Raw genomic sequence first — 12,497 nt, 5'->3', positions numbered from 1 at the left:
GCCCGCACGGCTCAGGCCGTTCCGCCGGCTCGGGCCAGGATCGCCTCGGCGAGCGGGGCCGGCGCGGCGTCCGGGATCCAGTGACTCACCCCGGGCAGCTGCACGAAGCGGTAGTCGCCGGTGACGTTCTCCGCGCACGCCTCGGCGGCGGTCCGGCCGATGGCGACGTCGCTGTCACTCCAGACGTACGTGGTGGGCACCGCGACCGGGCCGACGCCGGCCAGGTCGGCGCGGGACATCGCCCGGTACCAGTTCAGCGCGGCCGTGAGCGCCCCCGGCTCCCGCATCGGGTCGGCGTACCGGTTCACCCGGGAGGTGTCGCCCACCCCGCCGAGCAGCTTGCGCAGCGCGGTGGCGTGCCACGCCAGCAGCACCTTCTCCGCCTTGTCCGGCTTGCGGAACAGCGCGATGTACGACGAGCGGGCCTTCTGTTGGGCGTCGGTGCTCAGGGCGTGCGCCATGGCCGCCGGATGCGGTACGGACACCGCGGTCAGCGTGTGGACCCGCTCGGGGTGCCGGGCGGCGACCGCCCAGGCCACGACAGCGCCCCAGTCGTGGCCGACCAGGTGGGCGGCGTCCAGCCCGAGCGCGTCGAGCACCGCCACCACGTCGGTGACGAGCTCGGGGATCCGGTAGTCGGCCACCGCCGTGGGCCGCGCCCCGGGTGAGTAACCGCGCTGGTCCAGCGCGTACGTGCGCAGCCCAGCGGCGTGCAGCGCCGGTACCACGTCGTCCCACTCGCCGCTGTGCTGCGGGAAGCCGTGCAGCAGCAGGACGGGTACGCCGTCCGTCGGACCGCCGACGGTCACCTCGAACGTGAAGCCTCGCCCGTCAACCCGCATGATCGGAAGCGTACCCAGCCGGCGGCGGGCCGGCCCCTCCCGCAGGTCAGGCGGATGCCCTGCTGGGCCCGCGACCCCGGTCGGTGTTAGCGTCAGCGAGACAACTTCATATCCGACAGGGGAGCGCACAGCGCTGAGAGTGCGGGCACGCCCGCAGACCCTCGAACCTGATCTGGGTAATGCCAGCGCAGGGAGTTCGGTCGACCTCCAGCCGCGCCGCAGTCCGGTGCCACCGGACGCGGCGTGCGTCTTCTCCTGGTTCTCTTCACTTGAACTGGGAGCAAACATGAAATCCACCAGCGACACCAACCGTTGGCGCACCATCGACATCGTGGTCGCCTCGGTGATCGCTGTCGCCTTCGGCGTCATCTTCTGGGCCTGGGGCCTGGTCTGGAGCGCCACCGAGGGCGCGTTCGCCTTCTTCCCGCCGGCGCAGACGCTGCTCTACGGCGTCTGGCTGATGCCGGCGGTGATCGGTGGGCTGGTCATCCGCAAGCCCGGCGCCGCGCTCTACTGCGAGACGGTGGCCGCGGTGCTGTCCGCGCTGCTGGGCAGCCAGTGGGCCGGCACGGTGATCCCGCAGGGCATCGTGCAGGGCATCGGCGCCGAGTTGGCCTTCGCCGCCTTCCGGTACCGGTCGTTCCGGCTGCCGACCGCTGTGTTCGCCGGTGCGCTGACCGGCCTCAGCGCCGCGTTGTTCGACTTCTTCGTCTGGAACGTCGACTACGCGCTGACCGACTACCGCATCCCGTACGCGCTGCTCACCATCGTCAGCGCCACCGTGATCGCCGGCGCCGGCGGCTGGCTGCTCACCAACGCCCTGGCCAACACCGGCGTCCTGGACCGCTTCCCCGCAGGCCGAAACCGAGCCCTGATCTAACCCCCACCCACTCGCGTCGATCATGAGGTTGACGGGCGGATGGATCTTCATAACCGCCGTCAACCTCATGATCGACCGTGCAGGGTTAGGCGGGGCGCGCGGTTGGGTGGAGGGGGTGGGTCGGTGGGCGGGGTTTTGCTGCGGGGGTTCGGGTGGCGGCACGCTGGGCGGCGCGCCTGGGCCGTTCGCGGGGTTGACCTGCGGGTTGAGGCTGGGGAGCGGGTTCTGCTTCTCGGACCGTCCGGGGCCGGCAAGAGCACACTGCTCAGCGCGCTGGCCGGGCTGCTCCCCGAGGACTCCGGCGAGCAGGAGGGCACCGTCGAGATCGACGGGCTCGACCCGCGCAAGGGGCGGGAACGGGTCGGCATCGTCTTCCAGGACCCGGAGACCCAACTGGTGATGGCGCGCTGCGGCGACGACGTCGCGTTCGGGCTGGAGAACCGGGGCGTGCCGGCCGACGAGATCTGGCCCCGGGTGGACGAGGCGCTGCACCGGGTCGGCTTCCCGTACCCCCGGGACCGCCACACCGCGGCGCTCTCCGGCGGCGAGCAGCAACGCCTCGCCCTGGCCGGCGCGCTGGCCCTGCGCCCCGCCCTGCTGCTGCTCGACGAGCCGACCGCCAACCTCGACCCGGCCGGGGCCGACCTGGTCCGGCGCGCGGTGGCAGGTGCACTGGACGCCGACACCACGCTGATCCTGGTCGAGCACCGGGTCGCCGAGGCGCTGCCGCTTGTCGACCGGGTGGTCGTCCTGGAACCGGGTGGCGGCGTCCGCGCGGACGGCACACCCGAGGCGGTATTCGCCACCCACGGCGCCGCCCTGGCCGCCGAGGGGGTCTGGGTGCCCGGTCACCCCATCGCGCCCCGGGCGGCCACCGCCGGGCCCGGGGAGCTGTTGCTCACCGCCGACCGGCTCGGCCTGCCGCCCCGGCTGGGCTCCACAGACCTGGCGGTACGCGCCGGTGAGGCACTCGCCGTACGCGGACCCAACGGCGCCGGCAAGTCCACCCTGGCGTTGCTGCTCGGCGGCCTGCTCCGGCCGGGCAGAGGGCGGGTCACCGCGTCCGCCGAGTTGGCCGGCCGGGACCACCGCACTCCCCCACACCGGTGGCGGGCCCCCGCGCTGGCCCGACGGATCGGGTCGGTCTTCCAGGATCCGGAGCACCAGTTCGTCACCAGCACGGTCTTCGACGAGTTGGCGCTCGGCCCACGCCGCACCGGTCAACCCGAGGCGGTCGTCAAGGAGACCGTGGCCGGGCTGCTGGAACGGCTGCGACTGGCCCGGCTCGCCGCCGCCAACCCGTACACCCTCTCCGGTGGCGAGGCGCGGCGGCTGAGCGTCGCGACCGCCCTGGCCACCGCGCCACGCCTGTTGATCTGCGACGAACCCACCTTCGGCCAGGACCGGCGGACCTGGCGGGAGCTGGTCGACCTCTTCGCCGACCTGCGCGACGCCGGCCACGGCGTGGTCACCGTCACCCACGACGCGGACTTCGTGGCCGCGCTCGCCGACCGCACCGTCACCCTGCGACGCGCCCCGGACGACGGCCGATGATCAGTATCGAGCCGGTCGCCGCGCCGGACGCGCCGTTGGCCCGCCGCAACCCGGTGGCGAAGGTCGCCGCCGCACTGGTCTTCTCGTTCACCCTGCTGTCGACCCTGGACCCGGTGGCCCCGGCCATCGCCATCGCCCTCGAACTGGCCGTCCTGCCGCTGTTCGGCATCCGCTACCGGGTGCTTGCCCGTCGGGCCTGGCCACTGCTGCTCAGTGCCGCCGGCATCCTGGTCACCCTGGTCCTGTTCGCGGCCGACCGGTCCGGCCGGGTCCTGCTCGACGCGGGGCCGGTGCTGGTGAGCACCGGAGTGCTGCTCACCGCGCTCGGCCTGGTGCTGCGGGTGTTCGCGGTGGCACTGCCCGGTGTGATCGTCTTCGCGACCACCGACCCCACCGACCTGGCCGACGCGTTGATCCAGAACGCGAAGGCGCCGGCCCGGTTCGCCATCGGGGCGCTGGCGGCGTTCCGGCTGGTGCCGCTGCTCGGTCAGGAGTGGCAGATGATCAGCATGGCTCGGCGCGCCCGGGGCGTCGACGCGGGACGCAATCCGGTGGCGAAACTGCGGCTCTTCGCCTCCACCGCGTTCGCGCTGCTGGTGGGGGCGATCCGTCGAGGCACCCGGTTGGCGGTGGCGATGGACGCGCGGGGCTTCGACGCCGGCACACCTCGTACCGTCGCCCGCCACCAGCGTTTCGGCCTTGCCGACACACTGCTCATCGCCGGGGCGGTCGCGCTGGCCGGCGCGGCCCTTACGACAAGTGTGCTGGTCGGCGCCTTCCGCCCCCTGATCAGCTGACCCCCACTCAGCGCCGCCGCCTGCTCCCCGCCCGCTGCCCCGCCCGCTGCCCCGCCCACAAGATCCGCACAACATCAGGGATGTAGTGGCCTCGCTGGCGAAGGAGACCCCTACATCCCTGATGTTGCTGTCCCACCCAGCGCCCCCGCGACACCCCCGCACCACAATCGCCGATCTTGCGGTTTCTGTCGTTGGTTCATCCCGATATGCCGGTGATGCGAGGGCAGAAAGTGCAAGATCGCGGGAGCAGGGCTGGGCTGGGCTGGGCTGGGCTGGGAGGGCTGGGTGGGGTGGGCTGGGTGGGGTGGCTCTGTCAGCTGCGGCGGAAGGCGTAGCGGCGGGCCTGGCCGGCTTGCTGACTGCGGCCGCCGCCGGAGCGGTTGCCGCCACCCTGCGGCGGGCCGGCCGTCGGTGCCGATGGTCGCGCTGTCGTCTTCGGCAGGTCGCCCACCGTCGGCGCGTCGACCGCTGCCGGCACGTCGACCGGCAGCGCCACCTCGTCCAGGACGGCCGCTGGCAGTGCCGGCTCGGCGAGCACCGCCAGCAGCGCCGGCTCGGCCAGCGTTCCCGGTTCCACAAGCACCGCCGGCAGGGCCGGTTCGACAGCGAGGTCGAGGGCCGGAAGGGCGGGTGGGATCGGGCCGTGGTCGGCCGCCGGGTCGACGCCGAGCGGCGTCGCTCTCGGGGTACGGGTCTTCTTCGGGTTACGCCTGGCAGGCATCCGGGCCTCCTTCAATGCCGACCGGCACGGCCGGTCCCGCGCTGCGGCGGTCGGTCGGATCGGCTGGTGACCGCCGTCGCGCGACGGTCGAGTGGGGAAGGGACTGCTCACCGGGGGTCGGGCACTGCCAGCGCCGCCGAACGGCGGGGAGGGAATGCGGGACGCCCGGGAGCGCACGGACCGCGACGCGGGACGGCGGGCCGGCTCGGAAGTGGGGCGTCAGTTACGCATGTCCGTACCGTAGCCACCGCCCGACCGGCGCGCATCCGTTTTTACTGGCACGATCGGCACATGCTGATCGCGTTCTCGATCACCCCGCTCGGCGGTGACGACTCCGTGGGTGACCTGGTCGCCGAGGCGGTGCGGGTGGTCCGTGCGTCCGGCCTGCCCAATCGGACCGATGCCATGTTCACCACCGTCGAGGGTGAGTGGGACGAGGTGATGGCGGTGGTGAAGCAGGCGGTCGACGTGGTCGCCGCGCGGGCGCCCCGGGTGAGTGTGGTGCTCAAGGCCGACGTCCGGCCTGGGGTCACCGACGCGCTGACCGGGAAGATCGCCCGAATCGAAGCCCGTCTCGCCGAAGGCTGACGGGCGCGGCGCGGGATGACGACACGTTTCCCTGCGCGGCACTCACCGACCATTGCCGACGGCCCGGGCCGCCAGCGGCAACGTCCACATCACGTGCAGTAACGGGACGCCCGTCACTGGTCCGTATCGGGTCACATCACGGTAAGTTTCCAAACGCTGATAGTGGTGTGACGAGAGGTGGCGGCACGAATGGCTGATCAGGCGAGGGCACAAATCGGTGTGACCGGGCTGGCGGTGATGGGTCGCAACGTGGCCCGCAACCTGGCCCGCAACGGCTTCACGGTGGCAGTGCACAACCGCTCGCCGGAGCGCACCCGCAGCCTGGTCGCCGAGCACGGCGACGAGGGCACGTTCGTGCCGGGCGAGACGATGGCCGACTTCGTGGCGTCACTGGAACGCCCCCGCGCGGTCATCGTCATGGTCAAGGCCGGCGCGCCCACCGACGCGGTGATCGACGAGTTGGTGCCGCTGCTCGACGAGGGCGACATCATCGTCGACTGTGGCAACGCCCACTTCGCCGACACCCGCCGCCGCGAGGAGTCGCTGCGGGCGCAGGGGCTGCACTTCAGCGGCACCGGCGTCTCCGGTGGCGAGGAGGGCGCGCTGCGCGGGCCGAGCATCATGCCGGGCGGTTCCGCCGAGTCGTACGCGAAGCTCGGGCCGATGTTCGAGAAGATCGCCGCCCAGGTGGACGGCGTGCCGTGCTGCATGCACGTCGGGCCGGACGGCGCCGGGCACTTCGTCAAGATGGTGCACAACGGCATCGAGTACGCCGACATGCAGCTCATCGCCGAGGCGTACGACCTGCTCCGGGCGGGCCTGGACGCGACGCCGGCCGAGATCGCGGAGATCTTCCGGGAGTGGAACAACGGCGAGCTGGAGTCGTTCCTCATCGAGATCACCGCCGATGTGCTCGCGCACACCGACGCGGCGACGGGCCGGTCGTTCGTGGACATCGTGCAGGACCGGGCCGAGCAGAAGGGCACCGGTCGGTGGACAGTGCAGAGCGCCCTGGACCTGGGCATTCCGATCACCGGGATCGCCGAGGCGACCTTCGCCCGTTCGCTCTCGGGGCACGTCGACCAGCGTGAGGCGGCCCGCCGGACGTTCCCCGACGCGGGTGAGAAGTGGCAGGTCAGCGACCGGGACAAGTTCGTCGAGGACGTCCGCCGGGCGCTGCTCGCCTCCAAGATCGTCGCGTACGCGCAGGGCTTCGACCACATCCGTGCGGGCAGCCAGGAATACAACTGGGACATCGACCTGGGTGGCACCGCGACGATCTGGCGGGGTGGCTGCATCATCCGGGCCCGCTTCCTCAACCGGATCCGTGAGGCGTACGACGAGCAGCCGGACCTGCCGACGCTGCTGGTGGCCCCGTACTTCGCGGAGGCGGTCAGCGCTGGCGTGCCGAGCTGGCGGCGGGTGGTGGCCGACGCGACCCGGGCCGGTGTGCCGACGCCCGCGTTCTCGTCGTCGCTGGCGTACTTCGACGCGTTGCGCGCGGAGCGGCTGCCCGCCGCGCTGATCCAGGGTCTGCGGGACAACTTCGGCGCGCACACCTACCAGCGGGTGGACCGCGAAGGTTCGTTCCACACCACCTGGGCCGCCGACCGCACCGAGTCCCCGGCGTAGCCGGGGCGGCGCCCTGCGCGCCACCGTGATCGTGCTCGATCCTTGATGTAGTGGTCTCCCCCGGTGGGGAGGCCACTACAAAAATGTTCGGGCGAGATCATGGGGAGGGCCGCGCGGGGGGACGGTCAGCCGACCGTGGCGTGCATCTCCCAGACCAGGATCTCGGCCGGTTCGTCGGCGGTGACCCGCCGGCCACCGGTCATGGTGAGCCGGGCGGCGTCGCCACTGCCGAGCGGGCCGCTGCCCTCCAGGGTCACCGTGCCGTCCGGCACGTACACGTGCACGTAGGGCGCGTCGGGGATGGTGACCTCGTCGCCGGGGGCGAGACGGGCGGCGTGCAGGGTCGCGTACCGGTTGCGGATCCGGATCGCGGACGCGCCGTCGTAGCGGTCCATCCCGGAGGCGATCGGCACCAGGCCCCCGCGGAGCAGCTCGTCCTCGATCTCCAACTGCTCGTAACCGGGGTCGACGCCCTGCTCGTCGGGGAGCACCCACATCTGCACGAAGTGCACCGGGTCGCTGTGCGGCTCCTGGTTGTTGAGCCGCCAGGCGTCGTTCTTCTCCGAGTGCAGGATGCCGGTGCCGGCGCTCATCCGTTGGGCCAGACCCGGGTAGATCACCCCGGAGTGCCCGGTGGAGTCCTGGTGCACCAGGGAACCGCGCAGCACCCAGGTCACGATCTCCATGTCCTGGTGCGGGTGGGTCTCGAAGCCGGCCCCCGGTCGGACCACGTCGTCGTTGTTGACCAGCAGCAGGCCGTGGTGGGTGTTCGCCGGGTCGTAGTGCCGGGAGAACGAGAAGGAGTGCTTGGAGTCCAGCCAGGAGATCCGGGTGGCGAAGCGATCGTCGGCACGACGGATGTCGACAGCGGGCGCGGGCGCGGTCACCAGGCACGCTGCCCGGAATCGGGGATGGACGGCGCCCAGGTCAGGGCTGGCTCACCGGTGGCCAGTTCGGCGATCTCACCGGTCCGCAGCTGAGGTGTGTGGCCGAACTCGGCGCAGTGCTGCTCGGCGATCTCGGCGCAGATCTCGGCCACCTGCTCGCAGATCGGGTCGCCCAGATCGGCGGCGTTCAACGCCATGATCATCTTGAATCGGAGATCCCGCATTCCCACCCCAACCGCCGTCGTCCCACCACCTCCGGACCCTACCCGCCGCCCGTGCGCGGGACGCCGAAACGACCGCAACCACCCACGCCAACCACACGCCTACCCCGCCGACCGAACGCCCACCCGCCGGGCCGGGTCGATCATGGAGTTGTGGTGGTGAGCATAAACCGCAAAAGCGGCTGATCCGGCCACCACAACTCCATGATCGACCCGGGCGGGGCGGGGGCGGGGTGGGGTGGGGTGGGGGCGGGTGGGGATGCGACGGCGCCGTCCGCACGGGTGCGGACGGCGCCGGGGACAGTTGGGGATCGGTCAGAAGAAGCGGCGGCGCTTGGCCTTCTGCGGACGGATCAGGTCCGCACCCTTGGTCAGCAACCGGGTCGCCCCGGAGGGACCACGCCGGGCCTCCAGGGTGTGGCTGAGCCGGCGGGCACCGGCCGCGGCCAGCGGCACCGCGACAGCCATCACCGCCCACTGGGCAATGCGCTTCTGGATCATGTGGGTTCACCTCCGTCAGTGGCTTCTGACGTCTCTGATACCCAGAGTGACGTGCCGGTAAGCACGTCGGCTCAGATAGCCGGGGCGACCGGGTTGGGCAGCGCGCCGCCGAAGCGTCGGTCCCGCTGGGCGTACAACTCGCACGCGTACCAGAGGTGGCGGCGGTCGAAGTCGGGCCAGAGCGTGTCCAGGAAGACCAGCTCGGCGTACGCGGTCTGCCAGAGCAGGAAGTTGGAGATCCGTTCCTCACCGGAGGGGCGCAGGAACAGGTCCACCTCCGGGATCTCCGGGTGGTAGAGGTACTTCGCCACGGTCTTCTCGGTGACCTTCGCCGGATCCAGCCGGCCGGCCGCCACATCCCGCGCGATCGCGGCGGCGGCGTCACCGATCTCGGCCTGCCCGCCGTAGTTGACGCAGAACTGCAGGGTCAGCGTCGAGTTGTCGCGGGACATCTCCTCGGCGGTCTGCAACTCGGTGATGACGCTCTTCCACAGCCGGCCGGGCCGGCCCGACCACACCACCCGTACGCCGAGGTCGACCAGCTGGTCACGGCGACGACGGATCACGTCCCGGTTGAACCCCATCAGGAACCGGACCTCGTCGGGCGAACGCCGCCAGTTCTCGGTGGAGAACGCGTACGCCGACAGGTACGGGATGCCCATCTCGATGGCGCCCTCGATGGTGTCGAAGAGGCTGTGCTCCCCCGCCTCGTGCCCCTTGGTGCGCGGCAGCCCGCGGTCCTTCGCCCAGCGGCCGTTGCCGTCCATCACCACCGCCACGTGCTTCGGCACCGCCTCGCTGGGCAGCGCCGGGGGTCGGGCCCCGGACGGGTGTGGCACCGGCGGGGTCGGCTCGCGCCGGCCGGCCTTCTTCGATCGGATCACTCGGTCACTCCCTGCTCGCGCCGTCCGCCCCGGCCTCGACGTCGCCACGTGGCCGGAGCACCACGGCCCCGGTGCCTTCCGGCGGAGGGGCCGTGCCGGCCGCCGAGGGACCCCGGTCGACCAGCGGCAGCGAGCGTAGCGCGCGCTCCAGGTGCCACTGCAGGTGAGCTGCGACCAGCCCACTGCACTCCCGACGTACGGCGGCGTCGGTGGCGTCGGCGATCACCCAGTCGCCGGTGGTCAGCGCGGACATCAGATCGATGGTGGCCGGCGCGGGATGGGCCGCCCCGGGTGGCCGACAATCCGGGCAGACCGCGCCACCGGCCGGCACGGAGAACGCCCGGTGCCGCCCGGGCGTGCCACAGACCGCGCAGGCGACCAGCGCCGGCGCCCAACCGGCCAGGGACATCCCGCGCAGCAGGTACGCGTCGAGCACCAGGGTGGTGGCGTGCTCGCCCCGGGACAGCGCCTTCAGCGCGCCGATGGTGAGCTGGAACAGCCGCAGCGACGGCTCCCGCTCCACCGGGGTCAGCCGCTCGGCGGTCTCGGCGATCGCGCTGGCCGCCGTGTAGCGCGGGTAGTCGCCCAGGAACCGTTTGCCGTACAGGTCGATGCCCTCGACCTGGCTGACGGTGTGCAGTGAGCTGCCGTGGTTGCCCTTCGGGTCACCGGCGAGTTGGAGGTCGACGTGGCCGAACGGCTCCAGCCGGGCACCGAACTTGCTGGTGGTGCGGCGGATCCCTCGAGCCACCGCGCGCAGCCGGCCGTGCCGGCGGGTGAGCAGGGTGATGATCCGGTCGGACTCGCCGAGTTTCTGCACACGCAGGACCACCGCGTCGTCGCGGTAGAGCTGTCGGCGATACCCGGCCATCGGGCCATTCTCCCTCGGGGTGCGAAATCAGGGTTGGTTCGGGGTGCAGACGCGGATGAACCCCGATGCGGCCAACTCGTGCCCGGCCGTAGCGTGCTGGTCATGGCACTGCAGCTGACCACCACCCCGCGCCGTCGTCGCGTCGCCGCTCCCGTCGCACTCGGGCTCGTCACCACCCTCATCGTGCTCTCCGGGTGCGACAACCTGTCGTTCCGCCGGCTCGACTACGACAACACCGAGGCGGTCCGGATCACCACGGTCCGGCTTTCCGGGGGCTCGGGCGACGTGGTGCTCCGCGGCACCGGCCCGGCATCCGAGGTACGGATCAAGCGGGTGGTGCGCTACCAGGGCGGCGAACCGGACAACGCCCGGTACGAGATCAAGGGCAGCGAGTTGGTGCTGGACACCGACTGCGGCTCGCGGTGCAGCATCTCCTACGAGGTGACGGTGCCGGAGGGTGTGGCGGTGCAGGGCGAGACCAGTTCCGGCAACGTCGAGCTGAGCCGGGTCGGCGCCGTCGAGCTACAGGTGAGCTCGGGCGACGTGCGGATCTCCGGTGCGTCGGGCGCGGTCGGGGTGGAGGCCCGTTCCGGCAACATCGAGGTGAGCGAGGCCGCCGCGGCGGTACGGTTGCGCGCCTCGTCCGGAGACATCACCGCACGCCGGCTGGGCGGCACTGTCGACGCCGAGGCCAGCTCGGGCAATGTCAACGTCGAGCTGGACAAGCCGGCCTCGGCCCGCGTCCACGCCTCCAGCGGTGACGTCACGCTCGTGGTGCCGGCGGGCGCCTACCGGGTCCGGTCCAACGCCGACTCCGGCGACGAGACCATCACCGTCGCCGACAACCCGGCGGCGTCCCTGGTGCTCGACGGTTCGGCCAACAGCGGCAACCTCACGATCAGCGAGCGTTGATCTCGACGCTGGCCCCGGCCGTCCGCGGCGCCGGCACCACCGCTCGTCCGACGGCCGGTCCGGCACCGTCCGCCGCGTCGGCACACGGCCGGACCGCAGCGTCGGCACCCGGCCGAACGGCCGCGTCGGCGGACTGCGCCGGGCCACCGGGGATCAGCTCCGGGCGGCGACGGGCGGCGACGTCCTCGACCCAGCCGACGGCCAGGGTGACCAGCCCGACCAGGGCGAAGACCAGCAGCACCCGGATGGCCAGGCCCACCGGGTCCTGGTGGGACCAGCCCACCACGTCGACAAGCGGAGTGAGCGCCACCACGAACGGCATGTGCCAGAGGTAGACGGTGAGCGCCCGCCGGTTGAGCACCGTCACCGCCCGGTCGGCCAGTCGGCTCCGGCTCAGCCAGGCCACCCCAGCCGGGGCCCGGCCCAGCACGATCAGGATGAACGCGGCCGACCAGAGGGCGTTGCCCAGCGGGTTGTCGTTCAGGTCGTACCCGCGCGGGCCGGGATGTCCGACGATCCAGGCGCCGCCGCCGATTGCGAGAACGAGCGCCACCGGGTACAGCAGCCGGCCGGGAAGTCGGCGCAGCATCCCGGCGTGGTGGGCGAAGCCGAGCAGCCAGGCACCGAAGTAGAGCCCGAACTCGCGCAACACCGGCGGCGCCGGGTAGATCCCCACCTCGATCGCCACCAGCAGGAGGTACGGGGCGAGCAGGGTCGGCAGCGGAGCCCGCCGGAACAGCCAGAACGCGACCGGCGAGGCGAACACGAACCACAGGTAGTCGCGCAGGTACCAGATGACGCTCAGCGCCAGCGCACCCCAGTGGTTGGCCGGCGGGTCGGCGACCGGGAACAACCACAGCAACACCCGAGGACTGACCGTCAGCCCGGTGAACAGCATGGCCGGCACGAAGATCACCGCCAGCACCCACAGCGACGGCAGCAGCCGGCGCAGCCGACGCCCGACCGCCGCCGGCCCGGAGCGGGTCAGCGACGCGGCCATCAGCGAACCCGCCAGCGCGAACATCACCGACATCGCAGGGAAGACGAGGGTGAGAGTCGCCCATCCGGTGACGTGGTAGACCACTACTCGAACGATGGCCAGGGAACGGAGGAGGTCGAGGTACCTGTTGCGCATCAGCCTGCATCTGGGTCGGGGACGCCGGGCACAACTTCCCTACCCTGCGTCGCGCACGCACCAAACGACAGC

At 71.9% G+C, this 12,497-nt stretch carries 14 protein-coding genes and 1 riboswitch; of the genes, 6 read left to right on the top strand and 8 right to left on the bottom strand.

The genetic code is table 11. From position 1 onward, the window contains the following. Window positions 1–11: 11 nt before the first annotated feature. Complete coding sequence (locus OH804_RS00470; RefSeq protein ID WP_406062003.1) at window positions 12–842, bottom strand: alpha/beta fold hydrolase; 831 nt, start codon at window positions 840–842, stop codon at window positions 12–14. Between the two features lie 107 nt (window positions 843–949). Next, window positions 950–1,054, top strand: a riboswitch (TPP riboswitch). A 74-nt stretch (window positions 1,055–1,128) separates the two neighbouring features. On the opposite strand from OH804_RS00470, the gene OH804_RS00465 reads away from it, so the two are divergent. The 3 genes from OH804_RS00465 (at window position 1,129) to OH804_RS00455 (ending at window position 4,073) form a co-directional block, all read left to right on the top strand. Then, entirely contained in the window at window positions 1,129–1,722 is a 594-nt protein-coding gene (locus tag OH804_RS00465) for an ECF transporter S component (RefSeq protein WP_406062001.1), read from the top strand. Window positions 1,723–1,845: 123 nt separating this feature from the next. Continuing rightward, window positions 1,846–3,276, top strand: coding sequence for an ABC transporter ATP-binding protein (locus OH804_RS00460; RefSeq protein WP_196919262.1), 1,431 nt, complete (start codon window positions 1,846–1,848; stop codon window positions 3,274–3,276). Further along, complete coding sequence (locus OH804_RS00455; protein ID WP_406061999.1) at window positions 3,273–4,073, top strand: energy-coupling factor transporter transmembrane component T family protein; 801 nt, start codon at window positions 3,273–3,275, stop codon at window positions 4,071–4,073. The genes OH804_RS00460 and OH804_RS00455 overlap by 4 nt, the downstream gene beginning before the upstream one ends. A 313-nt stretch (window positions 4,074–4,386) precedes the next feature. On the opposite strand, the gene OH804_RS00450 is transcribed toward OH804_RS00455, so the two are convergent. Then, window positions 4,387–4,794 (bottom strand): hypothetical protein, encoded by a 408-nt coding sequence (locus OH804_RS00450; protein ID WP_406061997.1) that lies wholly within the window; start codon window positions 4,792–4,794, stop codon window positions 4,387–4,389. Window positions 4,795–5,085: 291 nt separating this feature from the next. Between OH804_RS00450 and OH804_RS00445 the strand changes: the two genes are divergently transcribed. Both OH804_RS00445 and gndA read left to right on the top strand, forming a co-directional pair. Further along, window positions 5,086–5,382: a thiamine-binding protein gene (locus OH804_RS00445; protein ID WP_196919265.1), complete on the top strand. Its 297-nt coding sequence runs from the start codon at window positions 5,086–5,088 to the stop codon at window positions 5,380–5,382. A gap of 189 nt (window positions 5,383–5,571) precedes the next feature. Beyond that, window positions 5,572–7,014 (top strand): NADP-dependent phosphogluconate dehydrogenase, encoded by a 1,443-nt coding sequence (gndA, locus tag OH804_RS00440; RefSeq protein WP_406061994.1) that lies wholly within the window; start codon window positions 5,572–5,574, stop codon window positions 7,012–7,014. A 125-nt stretch (window positions 7,015–7,139) separates the two neighbouring features. On the opposite strand, the gene OH804_RS00435 is transcribed toward gndA, so the two are convergent. From OH804_RS00435 to recO, 5 genes are all read right to left on the bottom strand, one after another. Further along, a complete protein-coding gene (locus tag OH804_RS00435; RefSeq protein WP_196919267.1) occupies window positions 7,140–7,901 on the bottom strand; it encodes a pirin-like bicupin family protein in 762 nt (253 codons plus the stop codon). After that, window positions 7,898–8,125 (bottom strand): thioredoxin reductase, encoded by a 228-nt coding sequence (locus tag OH804_RS00430; protein ID WP_231392379.1) that lies wholly within the window; start codon window positions 8,123–8,125, stop codon window positions 7,898–7,900. Before OH804_RS00430 ends, OH804_RS00435 begins: the two co-directional genes overlap by 4 nt. A gap of 312 nt (window positions 8,126–8,437) precedes the next feature. After that, window positions 8,438–8,623: a hypothetical protein gene (locus tag OH804_RS00425; protein WP_030491795.1), complete on the bottom strand. Its 186-nt coding sequence runs from the start codon at window positions 8,621–8,623 to the stop codon at window positions 8,438–8,440. Window positions 8,624–8,694: 71 nt separating this feature from the next. Beyond that, entirely contained in the window at window positions 8,695–9,507 is an 813-nt protein-coding gene (locus tag OH804_RS00420) for an isoprenyl transferase (RefSeq protein WP_196919268.1), read from the bottom strand. A gap of 4 nt (window positions 9,508–9,511) precedes the next feature. After that, on the bottom strand, window positions 9,512–10,378 hold the full coding sequence (recO, locus tag OH804_RS00415; RefSeq protein ID WP_406061991.1) for a DNA repair protein RecO: 867 nt from the start codon (window positions 10,376–10,378) through the stop codon (window positions 9,512–9,514). Window positions 10,379–10,480: 102 nt separating this feature from the next. Between recO and OH804_RS00410 the strand changes: the two genes are divergently transcribed. Beyond that, complete coding sequence (locus tag OH804_RS00410; RefSeq protein ID WP_196919270.1) at window positions 10,481–11,290, top strand: DUF4097 family beta strand repeat-containing protein; 810 nt, start codon at window positions 10,481–10,483, stop codon at window positions 11,288–11,290. Here OH804_RS00410 and OH804_RS00405 read toward each other — a convergent pair. After that, entirely contained in the window at window positions 11,277–12,425 is a 1,149-nt protein-coding gene (locus tag OH804_RS00405) for an acyltransferase (protein ID WP_406061988.1), read from the bottom strand. The genes OH804_RS00410 and OH804_RS00405 overlap by 14 nt on opposite strands. Window positions 12,426–12,497: the final 72 nt, after the last annotated feature.

The organism is Micromonospora sp. NBC_00860 (genome assembly GCF_045207375.1).
GTDB lineage: Bacteria > Actinomycetota > Actinomycetes > Mycobacteriales > Micromonosporaceae > Micromonospora > Micromonospora vinacea.
Note: the sequence above shows the minus strand (reverse complement) of the source record. Positions and strands in the feature narration are given on the sequence as shown.